The 13,734-nt window shown below is 40.1% G+C and carries 10 protein-coding genes; 4 read left to right on the forward strand and 6 right to left on the reverse strand.

The annotated features are described in order from the left end of the window. The 3 genes from SCALIN_RS13215 to SCALIN_RS13225 all read right to left on the reverse strand — a co-directional run. The coding region (locus SCALIN_RS13215; RefSeq protein WP_133111902.1) for a vWA domain-containing protein at positions 1 to 567 on the reverse strand (567 nt) is incomplete at its 3' end. Positions 568 to 606: 39 nt separating this feature from the next. Continuing rightward, positions 607 to 876, reverse strand: a complete 270-nt coding sequence (locus SCALIN_RS13220; RefSeq protein ID WP_096894945.1) for a hypothetical protein — start codon at positions 874 to 876, stop codon at positions 607 to 609. Between the two features lie 142 nt (positions 877 to 1,018). Continuing rightward, positions 1,019 to 1,780, reverse strand: coding sequence for a PEP-CTERM sorting domain-containing protein (locus SCALIN_RS13225; protein WP_096894946.1), 762 nt, complete (start codon positions 1,778 to 1,780; stop codon positions 1,019 to 1,021). Positions 1,781 to 2,529: 749 nt separating this feature from the next. On the opposite strand from SCALIN_RS13225, the gene SCALIN_RS13235 reads away from it, so the two are divergent. Continuing rightward, a complete protein-coding gene (locus SCALIN_RS13235; RefSeq protein ID WP_096894948.1) occupies positions 2,530 to 3,201 on the forward strand; it encodes a DNA adenine methylase in 672 nt (223 codons plus the stop codon). Between the two features lie 69 nt (positions 3,202 to 3,270). Further along, on the forward strand, positions 3,271 to 4,254 hold the full coding sequence (locus tag SCALIN_RS13240; RefSeq protein ID WP_096894949.1) for an IS66 family transposase: 984 nt from the start codon (positions 3,271 to 3,273) through the stop codon (positions 4,252 to 4,254). A 246-nt stretch (positions 4,255 to 4,500) separates the two neighbouring features. On the opposite strand, the gene SCALIN_RS13245 is transcribed toward SCALIN_RS13240, so the two are convergent. After that, a complete protein-coding gene (locus SCALIN_RS13245; protein WP_162532310.1) occupies positions 4,501 to 6,027 on the reverse strand; it encodes a transposase in 1,527 nt (508 codons plus the stop codon). A 666-nt stretch (positions 6,028 to 6,693) separates the two neighbouring features. Here SCALIN_RS13245 and SCALIN_RS22270 point away from each other — a divergent pair. Together SCALIN_RS22270 and SCALIN_RS13250 are read left to right on the forward strand one after the other, a co-directional pair. Next, a complete protein-coding gene (locus SCALIN_RS22270) occupies positions 6,694 to 6,849 on the forward strand; it encodes a hypothetical protein (protein WP_162532311.1) in 156 nt (51 codons plus the stop codon). 107 nt (positions 6,850 to 6,956) lie between these two features. Further along, positions 6,957 to 7,529, forward strand: a complete 573-nt coding sequence (locus SCALIN_RS13250) for a hypothetical protein (RefSeq protein WP_096894951.1) — start codon at positions 6,957 to 6,959, stop codon at positions 7,527 to 7,529. Between the two features lie 162 nt (positions 7,530 to 7,691). Here SCALIN_RS13250 and SCALIN_RS13255 read toward each other — a convergent pair whose 3' ends face one another. Continuing rightward, positions 7,692 to 13,064 carry a Tc toxin subunit A-related protein gene (locus tag SCALIN_RS13255; protein ID WP_162532312.1) on the reverse strand — a complete coding sequence of 1,791 codons (5,373 nt, stop codon included), beginning with the start codon at positions 13,062 to 13,064 and terminating at the stop codon, positions 7,692 to 7,694. Beyond that, on the reverse strand, positions 12,982 to 13,668 hold the full coding sequence (locus SCALIN_RS13260; protein WP_096894953.1) for a hypothetical protein: 687 nt from the start codon (positions 13,666 to 13,668) through the stop codon (positions 12,982 to 12,984). Before SCALIN_RS13260 ends, SCALIN_RS13255 begins: the two co-directional genes overlap by 83 nt. Between the last annotated feature and the right edge of the window lie 66 nt (positions 13,669 to 13,734).

Raw genomic sequence — 13,734 nt, forward strand, 5'->3', positions numbered from 1 at the left:
CCCATCAGACAAAAACAGTAAAGATCGAAAAACTCTTGGATTATGTTTAGAAGGATACTGCTCTAAACCCATATAAACGGCATCCCAGCAATTTGAGAAATCGCTATATATTTCCTCTGATGCAAAATTAGTAATTGCGTCTTTCGCCACATTTTTGCTAGTCACAAATGACTGTAGAATTGATGGTTGAGCATCAGGTCTGTGAAACTCTATTGCACCTATTTGATGAGTTTCCTTGAGACTATCTATCAGGGATTTTACCCCCACAATCATAGTTTCAATACCATGATGGTTCTTTTTCATTGACGAAGAGAAATCTAAGACCAGCATAACTTGCAGTTGAAAATCATCCTGAGAAGAAAGAAAAGCACGGCTTTCTGAATAGTCAATCTCTTTTCCATTTTCCCATATTTTCAAGGAGTTCAAATCAAGCTCCTGTGGATTAATAATTATGGCATGATTATATTGATCTCGTAGAGAAAAAATATATTGAACATTGCTGGGAGTCTGGTGTGCTCTATAAATATTCTTAAATACGATCTTATCAAATTGATATTCAATCGCCACTGGTGATACTTCATCAGAGAGTTCACTATTCTGAGCATCTTAAACTTTAATAGTATATTCCTGACCACCCGGAAGAAGGTCTTTTGTTAGCTTCCATTTAAATTCACCAGGACTTACATCATCATTTCTAAATTGGTAATAATCTGCAATATTTTCAACTACACAACCATTCGAAAGAAGATAAATGTTAACAAAATCAAATATGCCCATAGACGCATTCCAACTTATAGTAACTTCACTTCCAATCTCAAGTGAGGTATTCGCTGAAGGATTATTAATGGTTATAGCGTCTTCTCCTCTTTCCGCCAATAAGGTAATAGTTTTATCTCCTCCATTTGATTTAATATTGATTGCACCTTTGTGACTACCGATGGATAGCTTGGTCCTGTCTATTCTTATAGAGCAGACGCATAAACTAACTTGAATGTCGGTAAAGTATCCAATTATTTTGTCACTGTTTCTTTATCAACTGTCTTCTTTTCCATCTACGTCTTACTTCTGCACCTGAGAGTCCTGCCAGACCAATCCCTAATAATGCAATGGTTGTGGGTTCTGGTACAGGGTCTGCAGTGGAAGCGATGAACACGTTGTCTAGTCCGAATATTTCTCCGTTTGTTCCTGGCAGTGTATCCCTGAGGCTAAATCCAATAGTCGTAAAGGATGCCATAGAGTCAACGATACCGAAGAAACCGATCTCATCGGGCGGTAGAAAAGAGTCATCGAATTGTACGGTTTCTCCATTGACAATTATATCTAATTGGTCATCACCAACCGGCGATTCCCACGTGCCTGCGAATCCGACAATCGGTGTATCGAATTCAAACCTGAGTTCATATACACCAATGAAAAATGGTTGTATTGCCAAATTTCCTATGAATGCATTTGTCCCGTTGCTAAAATCGAATATGTTACTGATACCTGTTAAAAATACTGGATCGATGGTTGGCCCCGGGTCTTCCCTGTCCACAAATATATTGAATGAGCCAATATCAGTCAGGCCGGCTGAAAAGTTGCCAACAGGTGAGGATGAAAAGTCTTCCTGCGTTACGTTAGCAAGCCCAATTGCGTTGTTCCAGTCGGTAAAATTTGTATAGCCTACCGGACTAGCATAAGCCTGAGACATCATCAGTGTCTTTACTAGCAAAATAAATATTACGCTCACACTGAATGATTTAATTACAGAAAACGATTCAAATATTTTAGTTTGTTTCATAATATAGACCCTTTCTTCCCCGAGTAATTGCTGAGGACTCTAAAATTACGCTCCCATTACGCCGTTCACCCAAGCCGCCTGTGGTGTAGGCTGGATAATTAATACTTATGAAACTACAAATCTTAGTCCATTTTACGTCACCTTCATCTCCACCTGATGCGATATCCCCTGCCCCCTTTCTAATATTTGAAGAAATAAGCCTATAACCCCAATCATTGCGCACTCCAACTATTATAGGTTACCCATTTCCAAAAGGATACTTATCATATGACTATTAGTGCTTTTTCTATACTCATAAAAATTGAACATTTGTATTATTGAAAATCAGGGAATAAATGCGGATCTGTAATGGTAAAAGTGTCTTTTCTCATTAAAAAATACTCCTTTAACATTAAAATATGGGTAATTACTTCTTTTGCTAAAAGGTAATGCGGGAGTAAAACATTTATTTTTCTAAATGTCAATAATAAAACACTAATCAAGTGGTATTTTATATGTAGCGTGAGTATGGAAGAGAACAAAAAAGGAGCATGGTAATTTGATTACCACACCCCTTAAAGAATTGGTCACAAAATGGTCACAACTTTAAGGATTTTATCACCTTGCACTGTAGATATTCGGTAAGCCCATCATTTTTAGCTTCATAAGATATTTCCCTGCCCCTTCAAATAAGCCCAATCTAATTAATTTTTTTTATATATGCAAAAAATCATCTTGACATTCACCTCTTTTTCGGTGATACTGCATGTATGAACTACCCAGGCGGAAAAGGTGGAGTATATCATAAGCTTATTAATCTAATGCCTCCCCATGAAATATACATAGAAGCGCATTTAGGTGGTGGAGCAGTAATGCGTCATAAGTATCCAGCAAAGCGTAATATTGGCATAGAGATTGACTCTGAAGTAATACAAATGTGGAATGATAAGAAAGCAATAGATTTTGAACTGATCCATGATGATGCAATTAATTTTCTAAGAAGCTATGAGTTCACAGGTAAGGAATTGGTATATTGTGACCCTCCGTATCTTCGAGAGACAAGAAAGACATATGCTCGGATATATAAATATGAATACACCCTGGAACAACACATCAAACTTTTAGAAGTGATAAAATCCCTGCCATGCATGGTAATGATATCCGGTTACGAATCAAAATTATATACAGTATCTTTAACGGAGTGGCATAGTCATTCTTATAAAGCAGGTTGCCATCATGGGGTAGCGACTGAATGGGTATGGATGAACTATCCTCCACCGGTAGAACTACACGACTATCGTCATTTGGGCAACGGCTTTCGAGAACGTGAACGAATAAGGAAGAAGTCGAACCGATGGGTTGCCAAACTTAAATCAATGCCTGTTTTGGAACGTCAGGCTTTACTCTCAGCCATACATGCCACCAGGGAACAAAACGAATAATTATTATTTTACTTTTAAGGTGATGTAACGTTTCTTAAAGTGCTGCCTTTTTTTAATAACAAATATTCAATGTTAGAAATAAATACTGTATCTCAACCCGCTCTCTCGCATCCGCATGCAGGCGGTGATTGGCATATGTGTCAGTCCCAAAGGGAATTCAATATCCTTTCAAATGAAAAATCTTACTGGAAAGCCCAGTTTGAAAGGAGTAAAAAGAAAAATGCAGAATTAATCAAAGAAAATGAAATCCTTAAAGCCAAGTTGGCTTTAAGAGAGAAACAGCTTTTCGGCAGAAAGGGAGAAAAAGGAAATAAAAACGGTCCCGAGAAGGGTGATAAAAAAGGCAAGCGAGGGCAAAGGAAAGGAACAAAAGGACATGGCAGGCGAAGCCACAAAGGCTTACCGGTTGTAGAAAAAGAATATGATTTAGCTGAAGATGAAAAGTATTGTAAAAAATGCGGACTTTCCTTCAATGAATTTCCCGGTACAGAAGATTCCGAAGAGGTGGAATATGAAGTTCTAATTTATCGTAAAGTACATAAAAGAAGAAGATACACTCCTACATGCAGTTGTAACTGCAACCCTGGTATTATTACAGCAAAAGGGCCGGATAAGCTTATATCGGGAGGTGGCTACGCAATATCTTTTTGGATAAAAGTGTTTTTGGATAAATATCGTTGGCAGACGCCAACTAATAGATTGAGAGAGGAGTTGGAGAAGTTCCAATTATTTGTCTCACAGGGGTCCATTACCGGAGGGTTTCAATTTATTTCCGGTTTGCTAAAACCCATTGAAGATGAAATTATTAATAAAAACAAAACAGAGACCCATTGGCATTGCGATGAGACCCGTTGGATGGTATTTGTTAATATGCCAGAGAAGAAAAATCATAAATGGTATCTTTGGATATATCAATCGGCAACTACTGTTGTTTTTTTACTTGTGCCTTCCCGTGGGGCAAAAGTCCCAATACCACTTCCCAAAATCAATAGAGATATTTATGATAAGAAACAAAACAGGGATGAACCATCACATATTTACCTTCATACTTAGACGCAAATGGATAGAGCGTATTATTAGGCACTAATCATTCTGTAAATATTTCCTCCATTAAACACCGATTTTCACAGGCTCTGAAATAATCACAATATTCCCCTAATCAAGCAGTCCAAATAATTTCTATAGTTTTTCCATTAAGCCATGGCACGTGAAAAGGCGATTGTAATTTTTCTACCCCAAGCAGCACAGGAGTGTGACTTCTTTTTCTTATTTTGATCAAAAACTTATTGCCATCATAGACTACCCTGCCGGGCACATCAATTTGCCATCATAGACTACCCTGCCGGGCACATCAATAAATTTCTTAAAGATTGTAGGTGCAAGATTATTTTCAAATCTTCGTAAATCATTTGCTAACCTGTGATAGAATGTATCTGCTATCATTGACCATAAAATATCAAAATGTATCCGAATCATCAGTGGTGAAGAGAGGGCGTTAAGATTGAAAAACGCCACTAACTCTGCAAGCTTGTTTTCTATCCTCCAACGTTTCGCATACACCTCCAAAATACTTTGAAGGGGCAATTCCGTATTGTTTGTCACAATAAAAGTAGGCTCGCTGCGGCCATGATCTTTTACTATTATTTGACGAAATGAGCTTTTGCAATCCTTTAACCTGAGCTGGCTCTCATAAACTGATACTCTTTTATATTTTCGCTTTGGAATAGGCACGTAAATCTTTTTCCAAACCCCTCTGGGCAACTCCCTGGTTTCTTTTATCAATCTGGCATAACGTTTCCGCAGGGTTACAAACTTCACCTTCCTCTGTGTCAGATCATCGAGTATCCTATATGTTGTAAATTTACAATCGAAAACCAGTGTTTCCGCAACATTCTCTTTTATGCTTTTCCAGTACTCTACAAATTTATTAATCTCATTGGCCTCTTCCCTGCGTAATACATCTGCCCTCGTATACACAATGGCATTGCTAATACCATCAGAAGCAAAAATTGTATTAGCCCCTTTCATCGTTTTGCCTTTCGCTCCGCACCAAACCTTTTCCATTTCTGATTCATCTCCATGATGTGGGATTGAGTGAAAATCCAGATTAATGAACCCGTTTCCATAAAAGGCAGGATACTTTTTATGAAAAAGCGATACGACTTTTTGTTGTAAGTCCATTAACTGTTGTTCAGAACAACGACAAGAGTAGGTACACATATACGTAGGTTTCGGGAGGATGTTTAACCCGGCAAAAACCCCTAACCCCGGTTCTTTATCATAAGAGCCAATATGGCTGAGCCGTTTGCCGCCTATTAATTTGAGAAGTAACATTGATAAACAGGCTTGAGTTGCTCCAATATCGCTTGATTCGGGTAGTTTACACTCTTTTATTAAATCCAGTATGCCGGATTCTAAAATATAGGGGATAAAAAAGAATACCCCCACACTGGGACAGTCAACATGGAATTTCTCAAGCTCAGTAAAATTTAACTCTTGCGTGCGTTCCGCTATGATCTTTCCATCACGAGTCTTTCCGAGCTCCTTGTTCGTTCTACGCTTTAACTTGCCAAAGCCGGCTTGTTTTAAAATACGCTCTACTGTGCTTACTGACAAATCAATGCCATCTTGTGTTAAACGGAATTGAATATCAGGGGTTGAAAGCCTTTGTTTTCTATAGGCAATGATTTTTTTCTGCACGTCAGAGGGAGTTCGTTTGTGCTGTGGTCCTTTTTGCACAACCGGAAAAAGTTCTATTTTTCTCGCTTTTGCATCTCTTAGCAAAGCGTAGATCGTGCTGCGTTTGTAATGATATTTTTTTTGCAACCATTTCAACTGATTGCTTTTCAAGGACAATAGCACGTATGGCATCGTACTGTTTCTGTCGTTGTGAAAGGAGGGTTTTTAAAATATTCTACAAGGTCAAGGCATTCTTTCATTAGGGCCCAATTATGATTAATAAATACTGTAAATAATAGCAATAGACAACTGTCCGTACTGCTACAATAGCTTAAATACAGGCTATTTGGTGTATGCTATTGCCGAAAAGAATAAATTCTATCATATTTATAATAATCAGTATATATATTTATTCATCAAATTACAACCCTAATTTTTACAAAATACGTCTGGTGGTCGGAGATAAAAAAAAAGAGGCGAAGGCCGAATAAAGATTTATTGCAATAGGGCGAAAGTCCTGTTTTACAAAGGCCACACAGTGTTACACTAAAATCAACATGCAAAAAAATAAGCAAAGGGGTAGAAAATATACAGAGTTGGAAACAGAAAAATTTTGGGGATTATTATGATTATTTCAGAGACTGTGAAAATCGGTGTTAAAAGAGTGTTTTGGGGTATGGGTTCACCGAACATTTACTTAATATCATACTTAACTCTAATAATGCACAGTTTTTACAGAGATATAGCCTCACTTTCCTAATAAACTCACGCTAGCATAAGCGTAGTAGCTCGCTCCAGCCATAGATTATTTTAATGATTAAAGGGACGTTTGTAAAGACTGATAAGGTGTCTACTTTAGAAATTAAGGAAAAAAGGATGATTCTTGGTGAAGGAAAAGTTAAAATAATCAATGAATTAATATGTAATTATGTAATATTAAGAACGACATGCTGTCAAGAGGAGATTTGACCCCTTTTTTTCAAAGATCAAAATAGTTGATAGCATTGGTATTAATAGCTATAGTAGGGTGAGTAGAGTCATTAAATTTTCAAACATTTTTGAAGGAGGTGGCTATTATGTATAAGCTTATGAGTTGTTGGGTTTTTGTCTTAATTGTTAGTTTGTTTTTTGTTAGTCCACTAGGTTTTTCTCAAGAAGCAGAATCTAAACTACCTGGCTGGAACAAGTTAACAGAAGAAGAAAAAGCCGAGAAGAGAGAAGCGAGAAAAGAGGCAAGGCAGGAATTAAAAGAAAAATGGGAAAGCTTGACGGACGAAGAAAAAGCAGCGAAGAAAGAAGCGAGAAAAGAGGTAAGGCAGGAATTAAAAGAAAAATGGGAAAGCTTGTCAGACGAAGACAAAGCGGCGAAGAAAGAAGCAAGAAAAGAGGTAAAACAGGAATTAAAAGAAAAATGGGAAAGCTTGTCAGACGAAGACAAAGCGGCGAAGAAAGACGCGAGAAAAGGGGTAAGGCAGGAATTAAAAGAAAAATGGGACAGCTTGACAGACGAGGAGAAAGCGGCGAAGAAAGACGCGAGGAAAGAACACCTCAATGCTGAACAAAAAGCAAGAATGGCTAAATGGGAAGCAGAGCGCGATAGAAAAAGGGCTGAATGGGCAGCAAAACGAGAAGCAAGAGAGGCTAAATAAAGAAGAGTAAATAATCTTAAATTATTGTATTCATATAAACGAGTGTCGCCATAATTGTAAGGTGGCACTCGTTCATCACTCCACCATAATCAATGATCATGATAATGTGTCTCAGGATATCTTAAACATTATAAACCTTGACGAAAGTTACACGCAACAAGCTTACAATGGATACTCAGTCTTAGCTGAATATTGAATCACCAACATTAAATCTTTTAACCAACGCAATGTGATTTTCTTTTGATTTTCGACTGTTGTGGCACCAGCAAATGCAGCATTGTAAGTGGATGAATTTTCCTCGGTTCGAATGCGAATCTGCCATGTGCCAAAAGGCGTTTTGGAATCAATTGGGAAATTCGTGCCTGAAACGGTTTGTGTGTTTTTATTGATCCTCAGAAGCCCACTATCCAAATCTGCTTTGACTTTATAAGTCGTATTAGTGCCGCGTGGTTTAAAACTGATTTCAAGTGGTAATTTCCCTGGCTGCTCCCCACGTGAGGCAATGATCACTCGCTGAAGTTTATGGTCCTTTTCATTGGGAGGCAACAGGACAGGCAACAATTCCAACTTCATATGATAAGGCGGAATGGTATTACCAGGCGCAAAACCATATTGGCTTTGATCTGCCAGAAAAACAGGATTGTGAAAATGATACCAATCATCTGGAAATCTATTATGCACGCTAAAAAAGGATTGGCTTTCAATTTCCACCTCACTGTATTGCCGCTGGGTAGCCACCTCCGTTTTGATTTCCCCCATGGCTCTTAATGTCTGTTCACGATACTGAGGATGCTCCAGGGATGTGTAATTAATTGTCATCACTACATCAACCAGAGTATCAAAATCAAACCGATTGGCACCCTTCGGTAACTCCAGTGTCCATTGCGATTCAACCCCACTCGTTTCAAATGGCAATAACATATTATCTTTTAAATCGACTTCAAAAAGGCCCGTACCATCATTGGTAATGGTCACACTAATGGCCTCCGGTGCGCGAATTACAGTCTTGAGATCCGCAAAGGGCGGCCCAACCATAATTTTTGAAATCCCTGAATTGCGCAGTGTGGCATGAATTCCCTCTCGCGGCGGAATCAGAGCAATAAAACTCAAACTCACATTTTTGATCATGCGCATATAATGACCCGGAAAATCACGATCAAACCAGGCCATTAAGGTTGTGAAATCCATGACTCCTCGCTCACGCAAATGTTGAAAGGCGACAGGGTCAATGGCCGCTAATGAAATTTGCTTAACCAGCTCGCGTTTTCTGGTTTCTGTCCGGAATTTATGCTGATCTAGTTTATTAATATCCAATAATAAATTGTCAGCGGCGAGCAAACCCTTCTTTTCCGTATCCCAATATTGATGTCCAATAATGTTCACGGCTTCCTGCCTTTCAAATGAAAGTACTTGCTGCGCCAAATGCGCAATGCTTAAGGCATAATTCAAATGCTCACGATAAATACGCCGAATACTTCTTGCCATCCAACGGTAAAGTTCTTTGTTCGTAAATTTAGTCGATAAAAATTTAACCACATCATCGGCAAAGCGCTGATTCATACGTGCAATGTTAAGCTCTTTGTTCACAATGCGCTCGCGATCCAGACCAATTCTTCTTTGCTGAATGGCAATAGCCCTGTCCTTGCGCGCTAATGCACCCTGATGCGACCATTCTGCACGACGCCGTTCATAGGCTGCAAATTGCGCAGATGCAGACGCCGCTGTACTGGCTGCCGCAGCTCCAGCAGAATAGGTTCCGCCGGCATTGGTGGATACAATGGCTGCTGCGGCAGCGGCTACATGCAATTCCGCGGCAAGTCCCATGAGATATAATGAGGCAATTTCAAATTCATTTAAGCCCCCTTGAATCAGTCCCAAAAAATAATCGATAGAAACTTCTGCTTTTTCACGTTGCAAATCTGCAAGTTCGGTTGTACTCTCTGCTTCTCGTACGCGCAATTCCTGCAATTTAATATTGGCATTGGCTGTTTTCTGATGCTGCTCAGCTTTCAGTAAACCATAAGCCTCTGCATCCTCTTTTTCCAGTGCCGTGAGTAGTTTGCTGTCCATTTGCTGTGCCACGGTAATGAAATATTTCGCACGCTCAATCACATAGCTATAGCGATAAATCGGAGGCGCTTCGTCCGGAATTAATTCCAAATCACCGCCACCAGCTACTTGCGCCAAAGCAAGTTCTGGGCTGAGTATTGTGCCATAAGTCGGAAGCGTGCGCTTCATTCCTGCAAAATTCCGGCAAGTTCGAATTTTATCCAAATTTGATTCCGCGCGATAGCGCAATAATACCAGCATGGAATTAGGCGGAATACAAAACTTATAAGTTACCATTTCAGGAATCCATTCAACCACCATGTCATTTTCTTTCTTCACTTCCCAATCTTTGACTTCAGGAAAAAAATCATTTTCCGTGCGATAGCCATTTCGCGCAAAAATGTTACGCTCAATTCCCAAATAAATTTCTCGGTTCGCTTCGCGTTCATTTGCAATATAGGAAAAGCTGTGTTTTGAATCATCATGCCGTCTGCGCCCATGATCTGAAAGCGTCCTGGCCACAATTTTATTAATTTTGGATAAGAATTTTTCGGGTGTATCCGAGCGATACATCCAATCCTCGATTCTGCCAAGCGCCACGGGAATTTCTTCTTCCTTTGGAACTTCATAGAGAGGATCCATGGCCTCGGTCAGACGCACTACCCATTTTTTATCATATTTTCTGACCAGGGCTTGTTCAACGGCTTCAAATTTAAGTGCACATTGATCGGCCCTGGCCGCATCATAACCCAATAAATCGAATACTAATTGATAGAGACCACGGGCCTGATTAATGGTTTCCATCGTATCTTGACCGAAAAGTTGATCTGCCCAATCCAAAACATTTTCAAGATAAGTGATCAACACATGTCTAAAATAAGCGCCCGGTCGAATGCCCGCCACCGCATGCGGATTAAATGGATTACGCAGCCAGGAGTCAGAATCTCGCAGACTCACCGCATTACCTGTTTGTTGATTAAACCCGGCATAAATAAGCTTGTCACTGTCTTCAGCTTGAAAAGGATTAAAGATTAAATGAAACCAGCGCAAGGCTTCTTCAAAAAAACCGCGATAACTGAGCTCATGGGCAATGGCCAGTGGAATAAAGAAAAACCACTCATCAAATAGGAGGCGGCCATAACTATTCACGGGTAATTGATTGAAAAAATCAAGCTGCCCCGCTCTATAACCCAATAGAGCACTCTCAGAGCGAGGCTCTGGGACCAGAGTCTCTATTTTGGCCCAAAGTTCCTCGTCCATTAAAATGCGTGTCGATGCTTGAATATCAACGGAAGTGCCGTCAAATAAGAATGAAAGCAATTTCATTTCTTTCGCACCCGTTTCTTCTCGCCCGCTCAAAATCACCTGGTCACCCTGTGCTACCATGCCAAAAGCGCTTTTCATGCTGACATTCAAGGTACGCCAGTTAAATATTCCCTGACTGGGCCGAAAATGTGAAATTCGTTTTGTATTGTTATCTTGAAAATACAAAATTAAGCGATTCCCTTCAACGGTGCCTGCATAATAGGGATACGAATTAAAATCACGCACAAACCATGCGCGCATGGTGATATATCGCCTATCATCCCAAAGTTTGCGGTCTGCATTTTCTAATTCAATAATCCATAGTTTCAGATTGGCTTCCGCCCACAAATATTCGCGATTGTTCATGCGACCAATGGCTCTTAATTTCGAAAATTCCAGTTCAGGATCCAAAGCTGTCATACCATCACGAATACCGTACAAACTCGTTGCCCAGAACTCATGATAGCGGCTTCCCGTAAGTAAATTTGGCTTCCATTGCTCATCAGGTTTCCTGGTTTGGATATACAAATTCATATGATTCTCACCTGAGATGGCTTGAAAATTATGCAGCGTTGCATTCGGGTCATGATAGCCAACGCGTGTCTGAGCTTTGGTCAGTCGACTGGGCAATACATCAGGTGTTTCATGATGAGGGTCATACCACGTATAGTCAAAAAGGCTTTGAAATTCCTGACCAGGTCCCGAATCGGCATGGAAAAAAAGATAGAGTCGATTGTTAAAACTGGCAGCGGTCGCAAATAAATGCGATGGCAAATTTAAAACATTTTCCCATCCTCCTGATTGCTGATCAAATGTAAAACGCTGAAAAAACATCCCAAACTTATAGGTTTTCATAACGAAAATAATATGATCACCCACCACAAAAAGAGGTGACGTATTATTGTGGTATTCCAAACCATAGCTCATCGCCCCAAGCTGACCTCTGATGGCTTTGGCATAGTTCCAAACTCCCTCACGAACTTTTCCGTGCGAAGCATCCTCACTTTGCAAATCTTCTATAAAGGTTTGATATTGCGGCGTGCGCGTGCTGCGCATGCCTTGCAACATATAATTCTCAGGATATAGATAAATCATTTGGGCGGCATGCCAGGTACCATAACTCTTCATCCATTGCCAACGCTCATGAATCCACGCTACATCCCAACTTTGAAAATATTTGGTTTCTTTACCTAATTGATAGGCTTGCATGAGTGATTGCAGTGTCACAATGGACTGTGCCACACGCGTTGTCTGACAACAGGCACTTGCCGTTAAATCAATATGCAGATATTCGCCTAAGCCTTTGGCTGTTTTTTCTCTCAATTGATTCCCGGTATAGGCAGACAAAGCCAGTCGAATAAGATTGTCTCGAATTTGGGTTAAATAGACTTCTGCCACACGTGAATTCATCGACGCTGCTTTTGATTCTGCTGCTTCAAAGTCTTCGGGCGCTTGATTTTTATCAATTCCATGCAGCGTGACTTGACGAACCATGGCGGGTAGGGCTTCCAACTCATCAATACCAATATCATTATCTTGCAAGTTAAGGCTATTGAGTTGTGCGTTGGTTAAAGGGACCCGTTCTTTTAATTCAGCCAAACGATCTCCTCCCGCATTTAAAGCCTGGCTAATTTCATCGCGACTAGTTGCGATCTCAATCAGATAAGCGTCGAAAGTTTGAAAGAGAATGCCACGATTGACCGTGGGCTCCCCTGAGCCGGGTAAAGTACGCATTTCTTGATAAACGCGTTTACGATTCCATCCCGCGCGATATTTCTTCACAAATTTCTCTAATACTTCATTGGCTAATTCCACTTGCCGGATTGATTGCTCCATGGACGAACAATCCAAGGATAAATTTTTCCAATTCTGAAAAAAACGTTTATCTAAATCAGCCAAACTCCATTCATGCGTCTCTTTGGTAAAGGTATCCCGCAAAAAATCAAATAAATCTAACAAATAAGCGGCGGGGCTCAGCGCGGTATCACACTCTGAACCACAAGGCTTACAAGTCTTAGGTTTCTTGACAATATCTTCAATATCTTTGATATCAATATCTGGCGTGATATGTGAATTTCCCGAGCCATATCCTGCAAATTCATTTGCCTTTTGAGAAGCAACCATGGCATAGGTCTGGTGAATATGCGCGCGCGCGCCGGGCTTTTGCCTTGATCTTTTCAATCTCTTTCAATTTGACATCTGGCAAGGCTGATTTTAGACGGCTGATAGGCGTTCTAGCCAGTTTTTCCATTGAAATATAGCCTTTTTGAATTAATTTTTTACGGGCCACCGGATCGTTGGACACTAAGTCAAGATGAGCATGATTAGAAAGTGTTTTGGCTTGGGCATTTGTGATATTTAATTTCTTAGCTAATTTCTGAGCACTCGCAATATGGCGAATGTCAGAAAAGGTATTTATTTTACTTCGCTTTAATTTGGCCGCCAGCGTCCTGGGGAGCCCAATTTTAGCTAAATCTTGAATGATTTGAGGTACTTTTGGTTTTTTGGGACGTAGCGATGATTTCTCAATCGTTCCGCTGTGTTTCATCACTTCTTTGGCACAACGCAAAATATGGCCTGCATCCTTGATCTTCATATGAATAGGCTTGGATCGACGCTTTGTACCATGCACATGTTCAAGCGAATCTCTTAGATCTGAAGCTTTCAGCTGACTGAAGTCAGAAAGCTCAGTGCGGCCATACATTGTCTTAATCGCTCGAATAAAATCATCAGCTGCTTCTGCTTCTTTTCTGAGCTGCTTTTCAAATAATTTCCATAAATCCATTATATTCGCCTTTCATGTTTCGGTGTACTGCTTGCGTCATTGCGAGCGTAGCGAGGCGGCAATCTC

The organism is Candidatus Scalindua japonica, from assembly GCF_002443295.1.
Lineage (GTDB): Bacteria > Planctomycetota > Brocadiia > Brocadiales > Scalinduaceae > Scalindua > Scalindua japonica.

Bases quoted from the DNA above. Each gene is read 5' to 3' on its own strand.
- SCALIN_RS13250 (WP_096894951.1), top strand. From the start codon at position 6,957: ATGTATAAGCTTATGAGTTGTTGGGTTTTTGTCTTAATTGTTAGTTTG.
- SCALIN_RS13225 (WP_096894946.1), bottom strand. From the start codon at position 1,780: ATGAAACAAACTAAAATATTTGAATCGTTTTCTGTAATTAAATCATTC.
- SCALIN_RS13240 (WP_096894949.1), top strand. From the start codon at position 3,271: ATGTTAGAAATAAATACTGTATCTCAACCCGCTCTCTCGCATCCGCAT.
- SCALIN_RS22270 (WP_162532311.1), top strand. From the start codon at position 6,694: ATGATTAAAGGGACGTTTGTAAAGACTGATAAGGTGTCTACTTTAGAA.
- SCALIN_RS13235 (WP_096894948.1), top strand. From the start codon at position 2,530: ATGAACTACCCAGGCGGAAAAGGTGGAGTATATCATAAGCTTATTAAT.
- SCALIN_RS13260 (WP_096894953.1), bottom strand. From the start codon at position 13,668: ATGGATTTATGGAAATTATTTGAAAAGCAGCTCAGAAAAGAAGCAGAA.